General features: G+C 69.3%; 13 protein-coding genes and 1 pseudogene. 8 read left to right on the top strand and 6 right to left on the bottom strand.

Going from position 1 to position 16,305, the window contains the following annotated elements:
- Nucleotides 1-299: pseudogene (locus AOK03_RS42920) on the bottom strand (hypothetical protein); the annotation flags it as partial.
- 435 nt (nt 300-734) lie between these two features.
- Between AOK03_RS42920 and gcl the strand changes: the two are divergent.
- Nucleotides 735-2,513 (top strand): glyoxylate carboligase, encoded by a 1,779-nt coding sequence (gene gcl / locus AOK03_RS34700; protein ID WP_055569363.1) that lies wholly within the window; start codon nt 735-737, stop codon nt 2,511-2,513.
- A 167-nt stretch (nt 2,514-2,680) separates the two neighbouring features.
- Entirely contained in the window at nt 2,681-4,792 is a 2,112-nt protein-coding gene (glgX, locus tag AOK03_RS34695; RefSeq protein ID WP_055569362.1) for a glycogen debranching protein GlgX, read from the top strand.
- Nucleotides 4,793-4,806: 14 nt separating this feature from the next.
- Here the strand turns inward: glgX and AOK03_RS34690 are convergent, their stop codons facing one another.
- The 5 genes from AOK03_RS34690 to AOK03_RS34670 form a co-directional block, all read right to left on the bottom strand.
- Nucleotides 4,807-7,737 (bottom strand): nSTAND1 domain-containing NTPase, encoded by a 2,931-nt coding sequence (locus AOK03_RS34690; RefSeq protein WP_167355678.1) that lies wholly within the window; start codon nt 7,735-7,737, stop codon nt 4,807-4,809.
- The gene (locus AOK03_RS43285; protein WP_055569360.1) at nt 7,737-8,087 is read right to left on the bottom strand and encodes a CU044_2847 family protein; all 351 of its coding nucleotides are present in this window, start codon (nt 8,085-8,087) and stop codon (nt 7,737-7,739) included. The genes AOK03_RS34690 and AOK03_RS43285 overlap by 1 nt, the downstream gene beginning before the upstream one ends.
- A gap of 414 nt (nt 8,088-8,501) precedes the next feature.
- Nucleotides 8,502-9,959, bottom strand: a complete 1,458-nt coding sequence (locus AOK03_RS34680) for a catalase (protein ID WP_055569359.1) — start codon at nt 9,957-9,959, stop codon at nt 8,502-8,504.
- 184 nt (nt 9,960-10,143) lie between these two features.
- Nucleotides 10,144-11,034 (bottom strand): 2-hydroxy-3-oxopropionate reductase, encoded by an 891-nt coding sequence (locus AOK03_RS34675; protein ID WP_055569358.1) that lies wholly within the window; start codon nt 11,032-11,034, stop codon nt 10,144-10,146.
- Nucleotides 11,035-11,103: 69 nt separating this feature from the next.
- Nucleotides 11,104-11,943, bottom strand: coding sequence for a TIM barrel protein (locus tag AOK03_RS34670; RefSeq protein ID WP_055569357.1), 840 nt, complete (start codon nt 11,941-11,943; stop codon nt 11,104-11,106).
- Between the two features lie 126 nt (nt 11,944-12,069).
- On the opposite strand from AOK03_RS34670, the gene AOK03_RS34665 reads away from it, so the two are divergent.
- From AOK03_RS34665 to AOK03_RS34640, 6 genes are all read left to right on the top strand, one after another.
- Nucleotides 12,070-12,348 carry a YkoF family thiamine-binding protein gene (locus AOK03_RS34665; RefSeq protein ID WP_079075146.1) on the top strand — a complete coding sequence of 93 codons (279 nt, stop codon included), beginning with the start codon at nt 12,070-12,072 and terminating at the stop codon, nt 12,346-12,348.
- Entirely contained in the window at nt 12,345-12,722 is a 378-nt protein-coding gene (locus tag AOK03_RS34660; RefSeq protein ID WP_055569355.1) for a helix-turn-helix domain-containing protein, read from the top strand. Before AOK03_RS34665 ends, AOK03_RS34660 begins: the two co-directional genes overlap by 4 nt.
- 183 nt (nt 12,723-12,905) lie before the next feature.
- The gene (gene uraD, locus AOK03_RS34655; protein WP_055569354.1) at nt 12,906-13,421 is read left to right on the top strand and encodes a 2-oxo-4-hydroxy-4-carboxy-5-ureidoimidazoline decarboxylase; all 516 of its coding nucleotides are present in this window, start codon (nt 12,906-12,908) and stop codon (nt 13,419-13,421) included.
- Nucleotides 13,418-13,834 carry a hydroxyisourate hydrolase gene (uraH, locus tag AOK03_RS34650; protein ID WP_055569353.1) on the top strand — a complete coding sequence of 139 codons (417 nt, stop codon included), beginning with the start codon at nt 13,418-13,420 and terminating at the stop codon, nt 13,832-13,834. The genes uraD and uraH overlap by 4 nt, the downstream gene beginning before the upstream one ends.
- A gap of 5 nt (nt 13,835-13,839) precedes the next feature.
- Entirely contained in the window at nt 13,840-14,772 is a 933-nt protein-coding gene (gene pucL / locus AOK03_RS34645) for a factor-independent urate hydroxylase (RefSeq protein WP_055569352.1), read from the top strand.
- 68 nt (nt 14,773-14,840) lie between these two features.
- Complete coding sequence (locus AOK03_RS34640; RefSeq protein WP_055569351.1) at nt 14,841-16,253, top strand: nucleobase:cation symporter-2 family protein; 1,413 nt, start codon at nt 14,841-14,843, stop codon at nt 16,251-16,253.
- The last annotated feature ends 52 nt before the right edge of the window (nt 16,254-16,305 follow it).

Here is a 16,305-nt window from a genome sequence, read left to right as displayed (position 1 = left end):
TGTGAGGGGAGGGCGGGCGCGGCCTCGTCGTCGCCGGGTGGCCCCTCATTACCGGGATCCCCGGGCTGACCGGGATCCCCGGCCTGCGCAGCTCCGTCCGTGGACGCCTCGTCCGCCGCTCCGTCCGCCGACACCGCGACCGGGATGCGCAGCACCGCCCCGCACACGCAGTCCAGCTCCGGCTGCGGCCAGTGACCCTCGCGGCCGCAGGCCCCGCAGCACACCGGGACCCACTCCTCCGCCCAGGTCCGGTCGACGACCGGCTCCACCGCCGCGCCCCGGGCCACCGGCGGGGCCACGGGGGCGCCGCACGCGCAGGGATAGGACGGTGGAGCGTACAGATGTTCGCGTCCGCACTCCGGGCACCGTATCGGCACTGTCGGGACCATCGGCACGCCACTCTCCGTCGCCACTCTCCGCCACCGCCCCCGTCACCACCATGGGTCTCTCCCCATCCTCCACCCAAGCGATGCCCGGCGGCTGCCAGTTGGGGCAACGCCCGGTCCGGGGCCGCGGGCGAGGCCCCGGAGCCGGTTCCGGGAGAGCCGTTCCGCCGATCTCTCTTGACGCTGTCCGGCGCACCCGCTTACATTGCTTCCATATAGCAGAACTAACTTTCCACAATGCGGAAATGGAAGCTCACCGCGGGGCGCGACGGGAGCCGGATCCGCCAGCCGAATCCGGCAGCCGAAGAGCTGTCGAAGCTGTCGAAGCAGGAGAACCCCATGGCTCGTATGACCGCTGCCCGCGCGGCAGTTGAGATCCTCAAGCGCGAAGGTGTCGTCAACGCGTTCGGTGTGCCGGGCGCCGCGATCAACCCCTTCTACAAGGCGCTCAAGGAGGGCGGTGGCATCGACCACACCCTCGCCCGCCACGTCGAGGGCGCCTCGCACATGGCCGAGGGCTACACCCGGACCAACCCGGGCAACATCGGTGTCTGCATCGGCACGTCGGGCCCGGCGGGCACCGACATGATCACTGGTCTGTACTCCGCGACCGGCGACTCGATCCCGATCCTCTGCATCACGGGCCAGGCGCCGACGCACCTGCTCCACAAGGAGGACTTCCAGGCCGTCGACATCGCGACGATCGCCAAGCCGGTCACGAAGATGGCCGTCACCGTCCTGGAGGCCGCGCAGGTCCCCGGCATCTTCCAGCAGGCGTTCCACCTGATGCGCTCGGGCCGTCCCGGCCCGGTCCTCATCGACCTGCCGATCGACGTCCAGCAGACCGAGATCGAGTTCGACCCGGACACGTACGAGCCGCTGCCGGTCTACAAGCCGACCGCGACCCGCGCCCAGATCGAGAAGGCGATCGGCTTCCTGCTCGAGTCCGAGCGGCCGCTGATCATCGCGGGCGGCGGCATCATCAACGCCGACGCGTCCGACCTGCTGGTCGAGTTCGCCGAGATCACCGACACGCCGGTCGTGCCGACCCTGATGGGCTGGGGCGCCATCCCCGACGACCACGACCTGAACGCGGGCATGGTCGGCCAGCAGACCGGCCACCGCTACGGCAACGCGACGTTCCTGGAGTCGGACTTCGTCCTCGGCATCGGCAACCGCTGGGCCAACCGCCACACCGGCTACAACCTCGACGTGTACACCAAGGACCGCACGTTCGTGCACGTCGACATCGAGCCGACGCAGCTGGGCAAGATCTTCGCCCCGGACTACGGCATCGCGTCGGACGCCAAGGCGGCCCTGGAGCTGTTCGTCCAGGTCGCGAAGGAGCTGAAGGCCGCGGGCAAGCTGCCCGACCGCTCGGCGTGGGTCGCCTCCCACCTGGAGCGCAAGGAGACCCTGCAGCGCCGCACGCACTTCGACGACATCCCCATGAAGCCGCAGCGCGTCTACGAGGAGATGAACAAGGCGTTCGGCAAGGACACGCGCTACGTCACCACGATCGGCCTCTCGCAGATCGCCGGCGCCCAGATGCTGCACGTCTACAAGCCGCGCCACTGGATCAACTGCGGCCAGGCGGGCCCGCTCGGCTGGACCATCCCGGCCGCGCTCGGCGTCGCGAAGGCCGACCCGGACACCCAGGTCGTCGCCCTCTCCGGTGACTACGACTTCCAGTTCATGATCGAGGAGCTGGCGGTCGGCGCGCAGCACCGCATCCCGTACGTCCACGTGCTGGTGAACAACGCCTACCTGGGTCTGATCCGGCAGGCGCAGATCGGCCTGGACATCAACTTCCAGGTCAACCTGGAGTTTGAGAACCAGAACTCCCCGGAGCTCGGCGTCTACGGCGTCGACCACGTCAAGGTCGCCGAGGGCCTCGGTTGCAAGGCGATCCGCGTGACCGACCCGAACGAGCTGGGCCAGGCCCTGGAGCAGGCCAAGAAGCTCGCGCAGGAGCACCAGGTGCCGGTCGTCGTCGAGGCGATCCTGGAGCGCATCACGAACATCTCCATGAGCCCCACGGCCGACATCAGCGCGGTCAAGGAGTTCGAGGAGATCGCCACGGAGCCGGGCCACGCGCCCACCGCGATCCGCCCGCTGAAGGTCTGACGCGGTACTGACAGCTGATGGGGGCGGTCCACCAGAGAGGGGTGGACCGCCCCTTCGGCATGCCTCGCCCCCACGTCCCGCGAGGGTGCGAGGGGCGTCATCCGCCCTAGCCTTGGTTTCAGGTGCTGAGCCTCGCTGCGGCGGGGCGGGAGCCGAAGGGGGAGCGGATGCAGGTCTGGCCTGGGCAGGCGTACCCCTTAGGCGCCACGTACGACGGTGCCGGTACGAATTTCGCGGTCTTCTCCGAGGCTGCGGAGCGCGTGGAGCTGTGTCTGCTGCACGACGACGGCTCGGAGACGGCCGTCGAGCTGCGCGAGTCCGATGCCTTCGTACGGCACGCGTATCTGCCCGGCATCATGCCGGGCCAGCGGTACGGCTTCCGGGTGCACGGAGCCTGGGATCCCTTCCGGGGGCAGTACTGCAACTCCGCGAAGCTGCTGCTCGACCCCTATGCGAAGGCGGTCGACGGCGCCCTGAGGTGGGACTGCGCACTCTACGGCTACCAGGTGGGATTCTCCCGCTATCGCAGGGACGACCTGGACTCGGCGCCGTACGTGATGACGTCGGTGGTGGTCAACCCGCACTTCGACTGGGGCGACGACCGACCGCCGCGCACCCCGTATGAGGAGACCGTGATCTACGAGGCCCATGTGAAGGGCCTGACGATGCTGCACCCGGACCTTCCGGACGATCTGCGCGGCTCGTACGCGGCGCTCGGGCATCCGGCGATCATCGAGCACCTCACCGAACTCGGCGTGACCGCACTGGAGTTGATGCCGGTCCACCAGTTCGTGAACGACCACCGCCTGGTGGACATGGGCCTCAACAACTACTGGGGCTACAACACCATCGGCTTCTTCGCCCCGCACAACGCGTACGCCTCCTGGGGCGACCGGGGCGAGCAGGTCCTTGAGTTCAAGCAGGCCGTGAAGGCGCTGCACGAAGCGGGCATCGAGGTGATCCTGGACGTCGTCTACAACCACACGGCCGAGGGCAACCACCTGGGACCCACCCTCTGCTTCCGGGGCATCGACAACGCGTCCTACTACCGCCTCGCGGACGACTGCCGCTACTACGTCGCCACGACCGGGGAGGGGAACGCCCTCCTCATGCGATCCCCGCACGTCCTCCAGATGATCCTGGACTCACTGCGCTACTGGGTGTCCGAGATGCGCGTCGACGGCTTCCGGTTCGACCAAGCAGCCACGCTGGCACGGCAGTTCCACGAGGTGGACCGCCTGTCGTCCTTCTTCGACCTCGTGCAGCAGGACCCGGTGGTGAGCCAGGTGAAGCTGATCGCGGAGCCGTGGGACGTCGGCGAGGGCGGCTATCAGGTGGGCAACTTCCCGCCGCTGTGGGCCGAGTGGAACGACATGTACCGCGACACGGTGCGCGATCTGTGGCGGGGCGCGGACGTGCCCCTGACCGAACTGAGGGACCGGCTGACTGGCTCGGCCGACCTCTATGCCGCGGACGGCCGCCGCCCTCTCGCATCGGTGAACTACGTGACGTCCCACGCCGGTTTCACCCTGCGCGACCTCGTGTCGTACGACGAGAAGCACAACGAAGCGAACGGCGAGGACAATAAGGGCGGCTGGCACGACGAGCGCTCCTGGAACTGCGGAGCGGAAGGGGAGACCGACGATCCGGGAGTGCTTGCCCTGCGCGCCCGCCAACAGCGGAACTTCCTGGCCACCCTGATCCTTTCACAGGGCGTCCCCCTGCTGTCGCACGGCGACGAGTTCGGCCGCACCCAGCACGGCAACAACAACGCGTACTGCCAGGACAACGACGTGGCGTGGGTGCGGTGGCCAGGCGGCGAGAGTTCGATACTGGCCTTCACGCGCGCGATGGCGATGCTGCGGCGCGACCATCCGGTCTTCCGCAGGCGCCGGTTCTTCCACGGCCGGCCCGTCCATGGCACCCATGACGAGCTCTCCGACATCGCCTGGTTCACCCCGGAGGGCGACGAGATGACGGAGCGCGACTGGGACGCCTCGCAGGCGCGCGCGCTGACCGTGTTCCTGAACGGCAACGCTATCTCGGAACCGGGGGCGCGCGGGGAGTGGATCTGTGACGACTCGTTCCTGCTGATGTTCAACGCCTCGCCGCAGCCACTGGAGTTCGTGGTGCCGGTCAACCACGGCCGCCAGTGGCAGATCGTGGTCGACACGGCGCACGAGGCCGGAGTGCCGCCCCAGGCGTGGCCGAAGGTGCAGGCCGGCGACCGCATCACGCTGGTCGACCATACCCTCCAGGTGTTCCGGCGGCCCGCCTGAGCGGCATGGGCCGGCTACCGGTCGTCCGGCAGCGCCCCGATGTGCTCCATCCACTCCTCGTCGGTGAGACTCGGCCCTGCGACCTGCCTGGCCCACCGTGTGAGCGAGTCCGTGCCGAGCGGTAGCCGCCCGTGGACCAGGACGCCGTCCTGCCGCCACGGACCAGTCACCAGATGGTGACCGTCTTGGGTGAAGGCGATGGTTCCGAGGCGGCCCCCCGGGACAGAGCGCCGTTCCCCCGACCTCAGGTCCCAGAGCGTGATCTCGCCGTTCTGCTCGCCGTCGGCGCTCCGGGCGGACCGCCCCGCGACGGCCGAGGCGAGGTCCAGGCAGTCCGGCGAGAAGTCGAGGTCGGTCACGTAGCCGGGCGAGGGCAGGGCGAACACCTCGCTGCCGCCCTGCTGTGCCGAGAGCACCCGGACCACCCCGTCGTCGCAGGCCACCGCGAGGCGGCTGCCCGGACCGTCGACGGCCACGCACGTCGCGGGCGCCGGAAGTCGGATGCGCCACATCTCCTCGGCCCGGCTGGTGACTTGATACATGAAAAGTTCGCCGTGCTCCGTCCCCAGGCACAGGGCGTCCGTGTCGTCGGTGCACGCGGCGAGCACCGCGGGACCCGGCAGTTCGATCTCGTCGCGGCCCTCCGACAGCGCCCAGCGCACCGCGGCGCGCCCGTCGCGGTCGATGACCACGAAAGTCTCTCCGCCGCCCAACATCCAACGATCCTCCGGCGTGTCGGGTCCGTGCACCCACTGCCGCAGCCTGAGCCGGTTGCCGATGCGGTGCACCGCGTCGCCCTCGGCGGGCTCCCGCACCACTTCCATCTCGCTCGCCCCCGCGCCGCGCAGGCACGAGCGGACGAGGGCATCCGCCTCAGGCCCCGCGCAGCGCTCCAGCGCTTCCACCGCGAACAGCAGGGCGAGCCGGGTGTCCTGCGCGCCCTGCGCCGCGACGCTCAGGGTGCGTGACAGGGACTCCTGGAACAGCGTGCGGTACTGGCGCTCCTCCCGGTCCTGCCTCTCCCTGCTCTCGGTGATGAAGCGTCGTTCCTCGACATTGACATCCGTGGGGCGCTCGGCGAGCCAGCGCTCGGAGTCGGCGAGCAGCGGTCCGGTCAGCACAGCGCTCCGCTCCTCGCCCGCGCCCCGGTCCCGCATGGCGTAGGCGAGCAACTGCCGCCAGTGGCGGAAGGGTTGCTCCTTCTCCAGCCAGGAGGTGAGCGTGGACCAGGACCGCAGCAGGGCCTCGTGGACGACCTCGACGGTCTCCTCGCCGTCCTCGCTCCGACTGATGGTCAGCAGCCGTTCGTTGGCCAGGCGTACGGCGATCGCCCACTCGGCGGGCACCAACTCCGAGCGCAGGGCGACGCGGCGTACGTCCGACCGGTCCTGTGCGATCAGGTGATGGAGGAACAGCCTGCGCACCACCGGACGCTCATCCTGGGACAGCGCCGCCAGTGCCCCGTCCGCCCACTCGGCCAACGCCCCGTCCAGCCTGCCGATCTCCTCATACGCCTCGAAGGACAGCACGCCCTGGCCGCGCCGCAGCGTTCCCCACATGCGGTCGAGCGTGAACTCCAGGAGCGGCAGCGCGCCGGGGTGGCCCGCCACGGACCCGGCCAGCTCCCGCACCAGCGGTTCGTGCACGGTCAGCCCCTGCAGCTCTGCGGGCTCGACGATGGCGGCCCGCAGCTCGTTCTCGTCCATGCCGCGCAGCGCCACCGCCGTGCGGCGAAGCAGCTCGCCGAACTCCCGCTGCTGCACGAAGAGTCGGCCGAACGTGTCCTCCCGCAGGGTCAGCACGGCGACGAGAGGCGAGGCGGACTGCTCGGCCAGCTCGCCGAGCTGGGCGGTGAGCCCGGCGCACGACGGAGATCCGTCGACGGCCTCCTCGAACTGGTCGATGACCAGGAGCAGTCGCTCCGCACCCGTGGCCCCGAGGAGCAGCCGCGCCGCCCCCGCCACCCCGCCGGACCGGATTCGCTCCTGCCACGCCTCAAGGTCGGCCACCGGGACCGGGCGCGTCCCGACCAGGCGCCGGGCGAAGCCCGCCGAGAGCGCGGACTCCAGATCCGGACGCGGTCTGACCGACACGAACGTCCACGGGGTGGCCGAGGCCGTCAGCCACGGGATGAGACCGGCGTGCACCAGCGACGACTTGCCGACCCCGGAGGCGCCGACGACCGGCACGAGCCCCCTGGCGTCCACGGCGGCGGCCAGCTCGCGCGTCATCCGCGCACGTCCGAAGAAGAGGTGGCCGTCGTCGGGGCCGAAGGCCGCGAGCCCCTTGTACGGAGAGGGTGGCATCGGGGCGAACACCTCGGGCCAGGCCGCCACCAGGCCGGGCACGGGCACCGCGTACACGCCGACGTCGCCCCGGCCGACCGGGGTCGCCACCAGGATGCCGAGCACCTGACCCGCGTGCGTGTCCACGATGGGGGTGCCGCTGTAGCCGGGCTGCGCGGCATGGGAGCCCTGGGCCCGCTGGTCGATCTGCTGGCGGTACTGCTTGACGATCGGCCGCAGACTCGCGGAGACCCAGCCCCCGGGACGGCCCTCGACCGGGCCGAACATCAGCACGTCTCCGGCGGCCGCGGGCTCGTCGCTCAGCGGCACAGGGATCGCGCCGACCGGCCGCTGCTCGCCCACCAGCGTCAGACCGGCCACGTCCACGCCGTCGAAGGCGCCACCGGGCGGGGCCCAGGCGTCCACCCGGGCACGCCGCTCCGGCGGGAGGGCGGTGAGCTGGGCGAGGAGCGGGAACTCTATCCGCAACACCTCGCCCAGGGCGCTGAGTTCACTGCGCTGCGGCCGTCCCAGAGCGACGTTGACGACATGGGCGCAGGTGACGACGTGCTCGTCGTCCACGAGCACACCGTGCCCCACCACGTCGCCGTCCCGCACGGTGCGGAACCGGACGATCGCGGCACCGGACGGCGGGTCCATCAGACACCGTCCGATGCCCCGGTCCGGGGGCGCGGGTTCCACTGCACCGTCACGGTGAAGTGCACCTCGGCGCTCCCCTTGGCAAGGATCACCCCGGTCTCGCCGCCGAGTTTGACGCCGAACTCGACGGTCACGGCGTCGGGAGCGAGGGACTTGACCGTCTCCGTCAGCGCGGTGAGCGCGGGGCGCAGGCTCAGCACGGCCGATTCGAGCGTGCGGGTGGCCTGGGCGACGGCCCGTCCCGGTTCGGGGGAGGCGAGGACGACGGACTCTCCGGGAATGTCGGACCGGTCCATCTCGGCGACCAGGAACTCCCCGTCCTCCAGCGGTATCCGCACCAGCTCGGACATGCCTCTTATGGTCACACGAAGTGTTCGGAAAGGAACCGCAGAAGAGCGCCGAGCACGGGACCGTCCGTACTCGGCGCTCTGGCCTGTGAGTTGTGAAGTTGTTGCCGTCCGACGGCGCGCGACTGGCGGAACATGCATACGCGCTGCCGGACGGAGTCTGTGGGGCCCCGGCGAGGGGGCGTCGGCTGGGACCGCGGCGGGTGCGACGGGCCGGGGGGTTCCTTCCCTCAGGTCGAGAAGGAGTCCGTCGGTCCATTACCACCGCACTGGCTCGCAGAGCCGCCGCGGACCGTGCCTGCCCGCGTGTGTCACGTACCACCCCTCATCCGGGTCCGTGACGACGGTGCGGGCTCAGCGTCGGTGAATCGACCTCCCGTCAATTCACCGACGCAGCCTGGGAGTTACCCTGCTCGCTCAGTCCTCGCGCAGGGCGCGGACGGCCTCCTCGACGCGCTTGCCGTAGTCGGCGTCGGCGGCGTGGAAGTGGGCGAGGTTCTTCTCGATGACGTCGTCGCGGGAGACCTGCGACAGGCCGCCGGCGATGTTCGCCACCAGACGGGACTTCTCGTCCTCCGACATCAGGCGGTACAGCTCGCCCGCCTGGAAGAAGTCGTCGTCCTTGGTGTGGGCCGGGGCCTCGTGCGTGCCCGTGTGGCCGTTGACGGCGAGCGGGGCGGAGAGCGCCTTGCCGGTCTCGGCGGGACCGTCGTACGAGTTGGGCTCGTAGTTCTTGCGGTCGCGGCCGTACGCGTTGGACGCCATCAGGCCGTCGCGGCCGTAGTTGTCGGCCTTGGTCGCCTTGGGGGAGTTCACCGCGAGCTGGGTGTGGTTGACGCCCAGGCGGTAGCGGTGCGCGTCCGCGTAGGCGAACAGGCGGCCCTGCAGCATCTTGTCGGGGGAGGGGCCGATGCCCGGAACGAAGTTGTTCGGGGAGAAGGCGGCCTGCTCGACCTCGGCGAAGACGTTGTCGGGGTTGCGGTCCAGGACCAGACGGCCGACGCGCTGCAGCGGGTAGTCCTTGTGCGGCCACACCTTGGTGAGGTCGAACGGGTTGAAGCGGTAGTCGGCCGCCTCCGCCGCGGGCATGATCTGCACGTGCAGCGTCCAGGACGGGTTCACGCCGCGCTCGATGGCCTGCAGCAGGTCCGTCTGGTGCGAGTTCGGGTCCTTGCCCGCGAGCTCGGCGCCCTGCTCGGCGGAGAGGCTGCGGATGCCCTGGTTCGTCTTGAAGTGGTACTTGACGAAGAAGGCCTCGCCCTTCGCGTTCGTCCACTGGTAGGTGTGCGAGCCGTAGCCGTTCATGTGGCGGTACGAGGCGGGGATGCCGCGGTCGCCCATGAGCCAGGTGATCTGGTGCGTCGCCTCGGGGGCGTGCGCCCAGAAGTCCCAGACGTTGTCCGCCTCCTGCTTGCCCGTGAAGGGGTCGCGCTTCTGGGAGTGGATGAAGTCGGGGAACTTGATGGGGTCCTTGATGAAGAAGACCGGCGTGTTGTTGCCGACGAGGTCGTAGTTGCCCTCTTCGGTGTAGAACTTCAGCGCGAAGCCGCGGGGGTCACGGACCGCGTCCGCGCCACCGAGGTTGTCCGCCACGGTCGAGAAGCGCAGGAAGACCTCGGTGCGCTTGCCGAGCTCGCTGAGGAAGTCGGCGTGGGTGAAGCCGGTGACGTCGTCCGTCACCTCGAAGTAGCCGTACGCACCGGAGCCGCGGGCGTGCACGACACGCTCCGGGATGCGCTCACGGTTGAAGCGGGCGAGCTTCTCCAGCAGGTGCTGGTCCTGGAGGAGGATCGGGCCACCGACGCCGGCGGTGGCGGAGTTCTGATTGTCGGCGACGGGGGCGCCGGACTCGGTCGTAAGCACGCGCTTCGACATCGTGACCTTCCGTGCTGTGACTGCTGAGGTGTTCGGAGCGTAAGGACCCCTGAACTGCTACGTCAACAGTTTGTTGAAGTTGATGATGGAGTTCCGGGCCGCGGCGACGCCTGGGCGCGACAGGACAGGTGTCAGCGCCGCCACGGCCCGGAAGTTCGAGAGGAGCTCTCGCCGCCGGTGCGGCTTAGAGCTCGGCGCCCGAGAGGCGCTCGACGGAGCGCAGCAGGGCGGAGTGGTCGAGGCCGCCGTCACCCTGCGTGCGCAGCGAGGCGACGAGCTGGGCGACGACCGCGCCGACGGGCAGGGCCGCACCGACGTTGCGGGCGGCGTCGGTGACGATGCCCATGTCCTTGTGGTGCAGGTCGATCCGGAAGCCGGGCTTGAAGTCCCGGTTCAGGAAGTTGTCCTTCTTGCGGGTCAGCACGGTCGAGCCCGCAAGCCCCCCGTTCAGGACGTCGAGCGCGGCCTGCAGGTCCACACCGGACTTCTCCAGGAAGACCACGGCCTCGGCGCACGCCTGGATGTTCACGGCGACGATGAGCTGGTTGGCGGCCTTCACGGTCTGGCCCGAGCCGTGCGGACCACACAGCACGATGGTCTTGCCCAGGGCCTCGAGGAGCGGCTTGGCCTCGTCGAAGTCGGCCTGCTCGCCGCCGACCATGATGGAGAGCACGGCCTCGATCGCGCCGGCCTCGCCACCGGAGACGGGGGCGTCCAGAACGCGCAGGCCCTTCTCCTTGGCGGCCTTGGCCAGGTCCACGGAGGTCTGCGGGGTGATCGACGACATGTCGACGATCAGCGCGCCGGACCTCACGTTCTCCAGGATGCCGTCAGGACCGTACGCGATGGCCTCGACCTGCGGGGAGGCGGGCACCATCGTCACGACGACGTCGGCGTCCTTGACGGCCTCGGCGATGGACTTGGCGACCGTGCCGCCGGCCGCGGCCAGGCGGTCCAGCTTGTCCTGCTCAAGGGTGAAGCCGGTGACGGAGTAACCCGCCTTGATCAGGTTCTCGGACATGGGCGAGCCCATGATGCCGAGGCCGATCCACGCGATCTTGGGAAGGTTGCTCATGAGGGTGTCTCTCCTACTGCTCTCAAGCGGTCGTACGTCGATGAGGGAGCGCGTCGATGAGGGGAGCGCTCAGCGCGCGGCGCGGGCCTCGGCGGGCAGCCAGCCGAAGGCGTCGGCGCTCGGCGCGTCGCCCGGCTTGTACTCCAGGCCGACCCAGCCCTCGTAACCCGCCTTCTTGAGCTGGTCGAGAAGGCCTTCGAGGGGAAGCGAGCCGGTGTCGGGGGCGCCGCGGCCGGGGTTGTCCGCGATCTGCACGTGGCCGGTCTTGGCCGCGTACTGCTCGATGACCGACGGCAGGTCCTCGCCGTTCATGGACAGGTGGTACAGGTCCATGAGGAACTTCGCGTTGCCGAGGCCGGTGGCCGCGTTCACCTTGTCCACGATCTCGATCGCCTTGGGGGCGCTCACGATCGGGCAGAGCGGCGACTCCGGCTTGTTCAGCGCCTCGATCAGCAGGATCGCGCCGACGCGGTCCGCCTCGCGGGCGGCGAGCACCAGGTTCTCCAGGGCGAGTTCGTCCTGGGCGGCCGGGTCGACGCCGTCCACGCGGTTGCCGTACAGCGCGTTCAGCGCCGTGCAGCCGAGCGACTTCGCGAAGTCCGCCGCCACCGCGAGGTTCGCGCGGAACTTCGCGCTCTCCTCACCGGGGATCGACAGGGCGCCGCGGTCCGGTCCGGGCAGCTGTCCCGCGTAGAAGTTCAGGCCCACCAGGCGGACGCCCGCGTCCTCGATCGCCTGCTTCAGGGCGTCGAGCTCGGACTGCTCGGGGGTGGGGGCGTCGACCCAGGGCCACCACAGCTCGACCGCGCCGAAGCCCGCCTTCGCGGCGGCCGCGGGGCGCTCCAGGAGCGGGAGCTCGGTGAAGAGGATCGACAGGTTCACATTGAAGCGCTGGTCGGAGTATCCCATGGGGCTTCCGCGCTCCTTCCGTATTGCGGAAGTTCATTTCTGTCTGGTGGAAGACTGCCTCCGATCTGCGGAAGCTGTCAAGAGGGGGCTGCCGAAAATTCCGGCGGCGGCATTAGGTTGTTGAGCGTGCGATTGAGAGTGGAGTTCACGACCGAACCCTTCGATCTCGACGAGGCCCCGCCGCATGCGCTGGTGGCTCGTGAGGTCATTCAGGGGGCCCCGCTGGACGCCGTGGACGTAGGTCCGTTCGGCAATACGGCCGAGGGCGACGTCGACGCGGTGCTTACTGCCGTCGATGCGATGCTGCGCCGGTCCCTGGGGGCGGGCGCGACCCGCGTCTCGCTCCAGGTCAACGTGATCGGCGAGCCGGGAGCGGCAGCCGGTCCGGGGGAGGCGGATAAGTGACCAGCTTCGGGGACGACCCCTTCGTCACCGCTGTGAAGCCGCTGGTGGACGCCATGGGCGGCGAGATGATGCCGCCCGACCAGGCGGGGACCGACGACGTGGTGCTCGCCTGGGAGGGCGTGGACGTGGTGGCCGTGCGGCTGCCGCAGCTCGCCGACTCCCTGGACCACATCCTGCTCGCCCTGGAGCGGAAGCAGGGGCGGCCCCTGTCGGAGCTGGACCGCAAGGCCAAACAGGAGGTCGTACGGATACTGGAGGCGCGCGGCGCCTTCTCCGTCCGGCACGGCGTGGAGACTGTGGCGGGCGCCCTAGGAGTCTCCCGCTTCACCGTGTACAACTACCTGAACAGGGAGAACGCCGCCAAGGGTGAATGAACCCGACCGGCGTCCGCCCCTCCCGGCGCCCGCCCCGCCGTCACTCTGAGCGGCTGAGCCGTCACCCGTATCGCCGGGTGGCGGCTTCTTTGTTCAAGTTATTTCAACAAACTGTTGACGCGGTGTTGTTGAAGGTCTTAGCTGTTCCGCAGCCCGTCCAGCACAAGGCCACGGAGGCTCCCCGTGACTTCGAGTACGACACCGGGTCTCACCCGGTTCAACGCCTTGGAGGAGGCCGCGGCCACCGCCGTCCTCCACGAGGCCTGCGCCTCTTCGGCCTGGGGAAGCAAGCTGCTTGCCCAGCGCCCCTACGCCACCGTCGAAGCCCTCTTCGCCGCCAGCGACGCCGCCATGGCCGAGCTCACCGCCGAGGATCTGGCCGAGGCGATGGCGGGGCACCCGCCGATCGGCCGCCCGAAGCCGGGGGACCCGACCTCCGCCCGCGAACAGCGCGGGATGGCCGGGGCCTCCGAGGAGCTCAAGGCCGAACTGCTCGAACTGAACCTGGCCTACCAGGAGAAGTTCGGTCACGTCTTCCTGATCTGCGCGACCGGAGCGACCGCCGAGTTCATGCTCGGCCAGCTCAAGATCCGGATCGAGAACGGGGCGGAGGCGGAGCGGGAGATCGTCCGCAGCGAACTGGGCAAGATCAACCGCATTCGGCTGACCCGCCTCGTAGAAGAAGGAAGCGACGCATGAGCACGGAACCCGCAGAGAACACGGCTTCGGTGTCCACCCACATTCTGGACACCAGCGTCGGGCGCCCCGCCGAGGGCGTCGCCATCTCCCTGTCCGCCCGCAGTGGAGCAGGGGAGGAGTGGAAGGCACTCGGCGGCAGCGCCACCGACGCGGACGGCCGCTGCAAGGACCTGCCGGCCCTGCCGGAAGGCACCACCCACGTACGTCTCGACTTCGAGACCGAGGCGTACTTCCTGACCAAGAACAACCAGCAAGCCGAGGCGCAGCAGGACGCCCCCGCGAATCGGGACAGCGGTGCGACCGGAGCGTTCTTCCCGGAGGTGGCGATCACGTTCGCCGTCGAGCCGGGCGAGCACTACCACGTACCGCTGCTGCTCAACCCGTTCGGCTACTCCGTTTACCGAGGGAGCTAGCAGACATGCCCACCATTCTGGGACAGAACCAGTACGGCAAGGCTGAGAACCGGGTCGTAAAGATCACGCGGGACGGCGACACCCACCACATCAAGGACCTGAACGTCTCCGTCGCCCTCTCCGGCGACCTGGACGACGTCCACTACAACGGCTCGAACGCCAACTGCCTGCCGACGGACACGACGAAGAACACCTGCTTCGCGTTCGCCAAGGAATACGGCATCGAGTCCGCCGAGCAGTACGGCATCCACCTCGCCCGGCACTTCGTGGACAGCCAGCCCTCGATCCACCGCGCGCGGATCCGGATCGAGGAGTACTCCTGGGAGCGCATCGGCGGCTCCGACACCAACTCCAAGTTCATCGGCGCCGACGAGGTCAAGCACTCCTTCGTCCGCAAGGGCCAGGAGACGCGGCTCGCCCAGATCACGTACGACGGCGAGAACTTCGAGGTCCTCTCGGGTCTGAAGGACCTGACCGTGATGAACTCCACGAACTCCGAGTTCTGGGGCTACATCAAGGACAAGTACACGACCCTCCAAGAGGACTACGACCGCATCCTCGCCACCTCCCTGTCCACCTGGTGGCGGCACAACTGGACCAACGACGAGCAGCGCATGCCGAGTTGGGAGCGGTCGTACGAGCAGGCGAAGAAGCACATCCTGCACGCCTTCGTGGAGACCTACTCCCTCTCCCTGCAGCAGACGCTGTACCAAATGGGCTCGCGGGTCATCAACAACCGCAGCGAGATCGACGAGATCCGCTTCTCCGCGCCCAACAAGCACCACTTCCGTCAGGACCTCTCGCCCTTCGGCCTCGACAACGCCGCCAAGGACGGAGCCGTCTACTACGCCGCCGACCGCCCCTACGGCCTGATCGAGGCCACGATTCTGCGGGACGGCGTCGAGCCGAAGATCCCGGTCGACATGACCAACCTCTGACGCGGGATGCGCGCCCCCGCCCCGCCTACGTCAAGCGGGGGCGCGCCACACCGGAGGGAACATCCGCAATGGCACAGCCTGCTAAGGACCCAGCAGAAGGTCCATGTTCCACCCCATCGGACATAGCTGACAGCGAGTCAACTGCCGCCTGTCATCCGGTGGATGAGAAGCTCCACCCCTCGCGGCTCGTCCCCGCCGCGCTCCAGCACATCGCCGCCATGTATGCGGGCGTGGTCACCCCTCCGCTCATCATCGGCCAGGCCTGTGGCCTGGACACCGTGGCCCAGACCCGGCTCATCGCCGCCGGGCTGCTGATCGCCGGTCTCGCCACCATCCTGCAGACCCTCGGCGTCAAGGGCTTCGTCGGCAACCGCCTGCCGTTCGTGAACGCCGCCTCCTCGGCGGGCATCGCGCCCATCCTCGCCATCGCCGAGACCAACGCCAAGGGCGACCAACTCCCCGCGATCTACGGCGCGGTGATGGTCGCGGGCGTCTTCTGCCTCGCCGTCGGACCCTTCTTCGGCAAGCTGCTCCGCTTCTTCCCGCCGCTGGTCACCGGCGTCGTCATCACGCTCATCGGCGTCACGCTGATGCCCGTGCCCGTGAAGTGGGCGCAGGGCGGCGACGACACCGACCCGAACTTCGGCGACATGAGGTTCCTCGCGCTCGCCGCCTTCACGCTCGTCGTGATCCTGCTCTTCCAGCGCTTCGGACGCGGCTTCCTCAAGCAAGTCGCCCTGCTGGCAGGCATGTTCATCGGAACGCTCGCCGCGATCCCGTTCGGCATGGCCGACTTCACCTCGGTGCAGACGGCCCCGCTGGCCGCCCTGCCCACGCCGTTCGCCTCCGGTGCCCCCGTCTTCCAGCCCGCCGCGATCCTCTCGCTCTGCATCGTGATGCTGGTCCTGATGACCGAGTCGGCGGCCGGGATGCTGGCCCTCGGCGAGATCTGCGAGCGCAAGACCGACGGGAAGACCATCACCCGCGGCCTGCGCACCGACGGCATCGCCACCCTGGTCGGCCCCGTCTTCGGCGGCTTCCCCACCTCCGCCTTCGCCCAGAACGTCGGCGTGGTCTCGCTGACCCGCGTACGCAGCCGCTACGTCGTCGCGGTCGCGGGCGGCGCGCTCATCGTGCTCGGTGCCTTCCCGGTGCTCGGCGCCGTGGTGAACGTGGTCCCCATGCCGGTCCTCGGCGGTGCGGGCATCGTCCTCTTCGGCTCCATCGCGGTCAGCGGCATCCGTACGCTCTCCGAGGCGGGCCTCGACGACAGCTCCAACATCATCCTGGTGGCCGTCGCGCTCGGGGCGGGCATCATCCCGCTCGCCGCGCCCACCTTCTACGCGGACTTCCCCGCCTGGGCGCAGACCGTGCTCGGCTCCGGCATCAGCGCCGGTGCGCTCGTCGCGGTCACGCTCAACCTCTTCTTCCACCATCTCGGCACCCGTGGCTCCACCGCCGCGGCACTCAAATCTTCCTAGGGTCATGCCGTGCCCTCCCCCAAGCTCTTGATGAGCAGGGGGACCCCCATTG

The organism is Streptomyces atriruber (assembly GCF_001418325.1).
GTDB lineage: Bacteria > Actinomycetota > Actinomycetes > Streptomycetales > Streptomycetaceae > Streptomyces > Streptomyces atriruber.
Note: the sequence above shows the minus strand (reverse complement) of the source record. Positions and strands in the feature narration are given on the sequence as shown.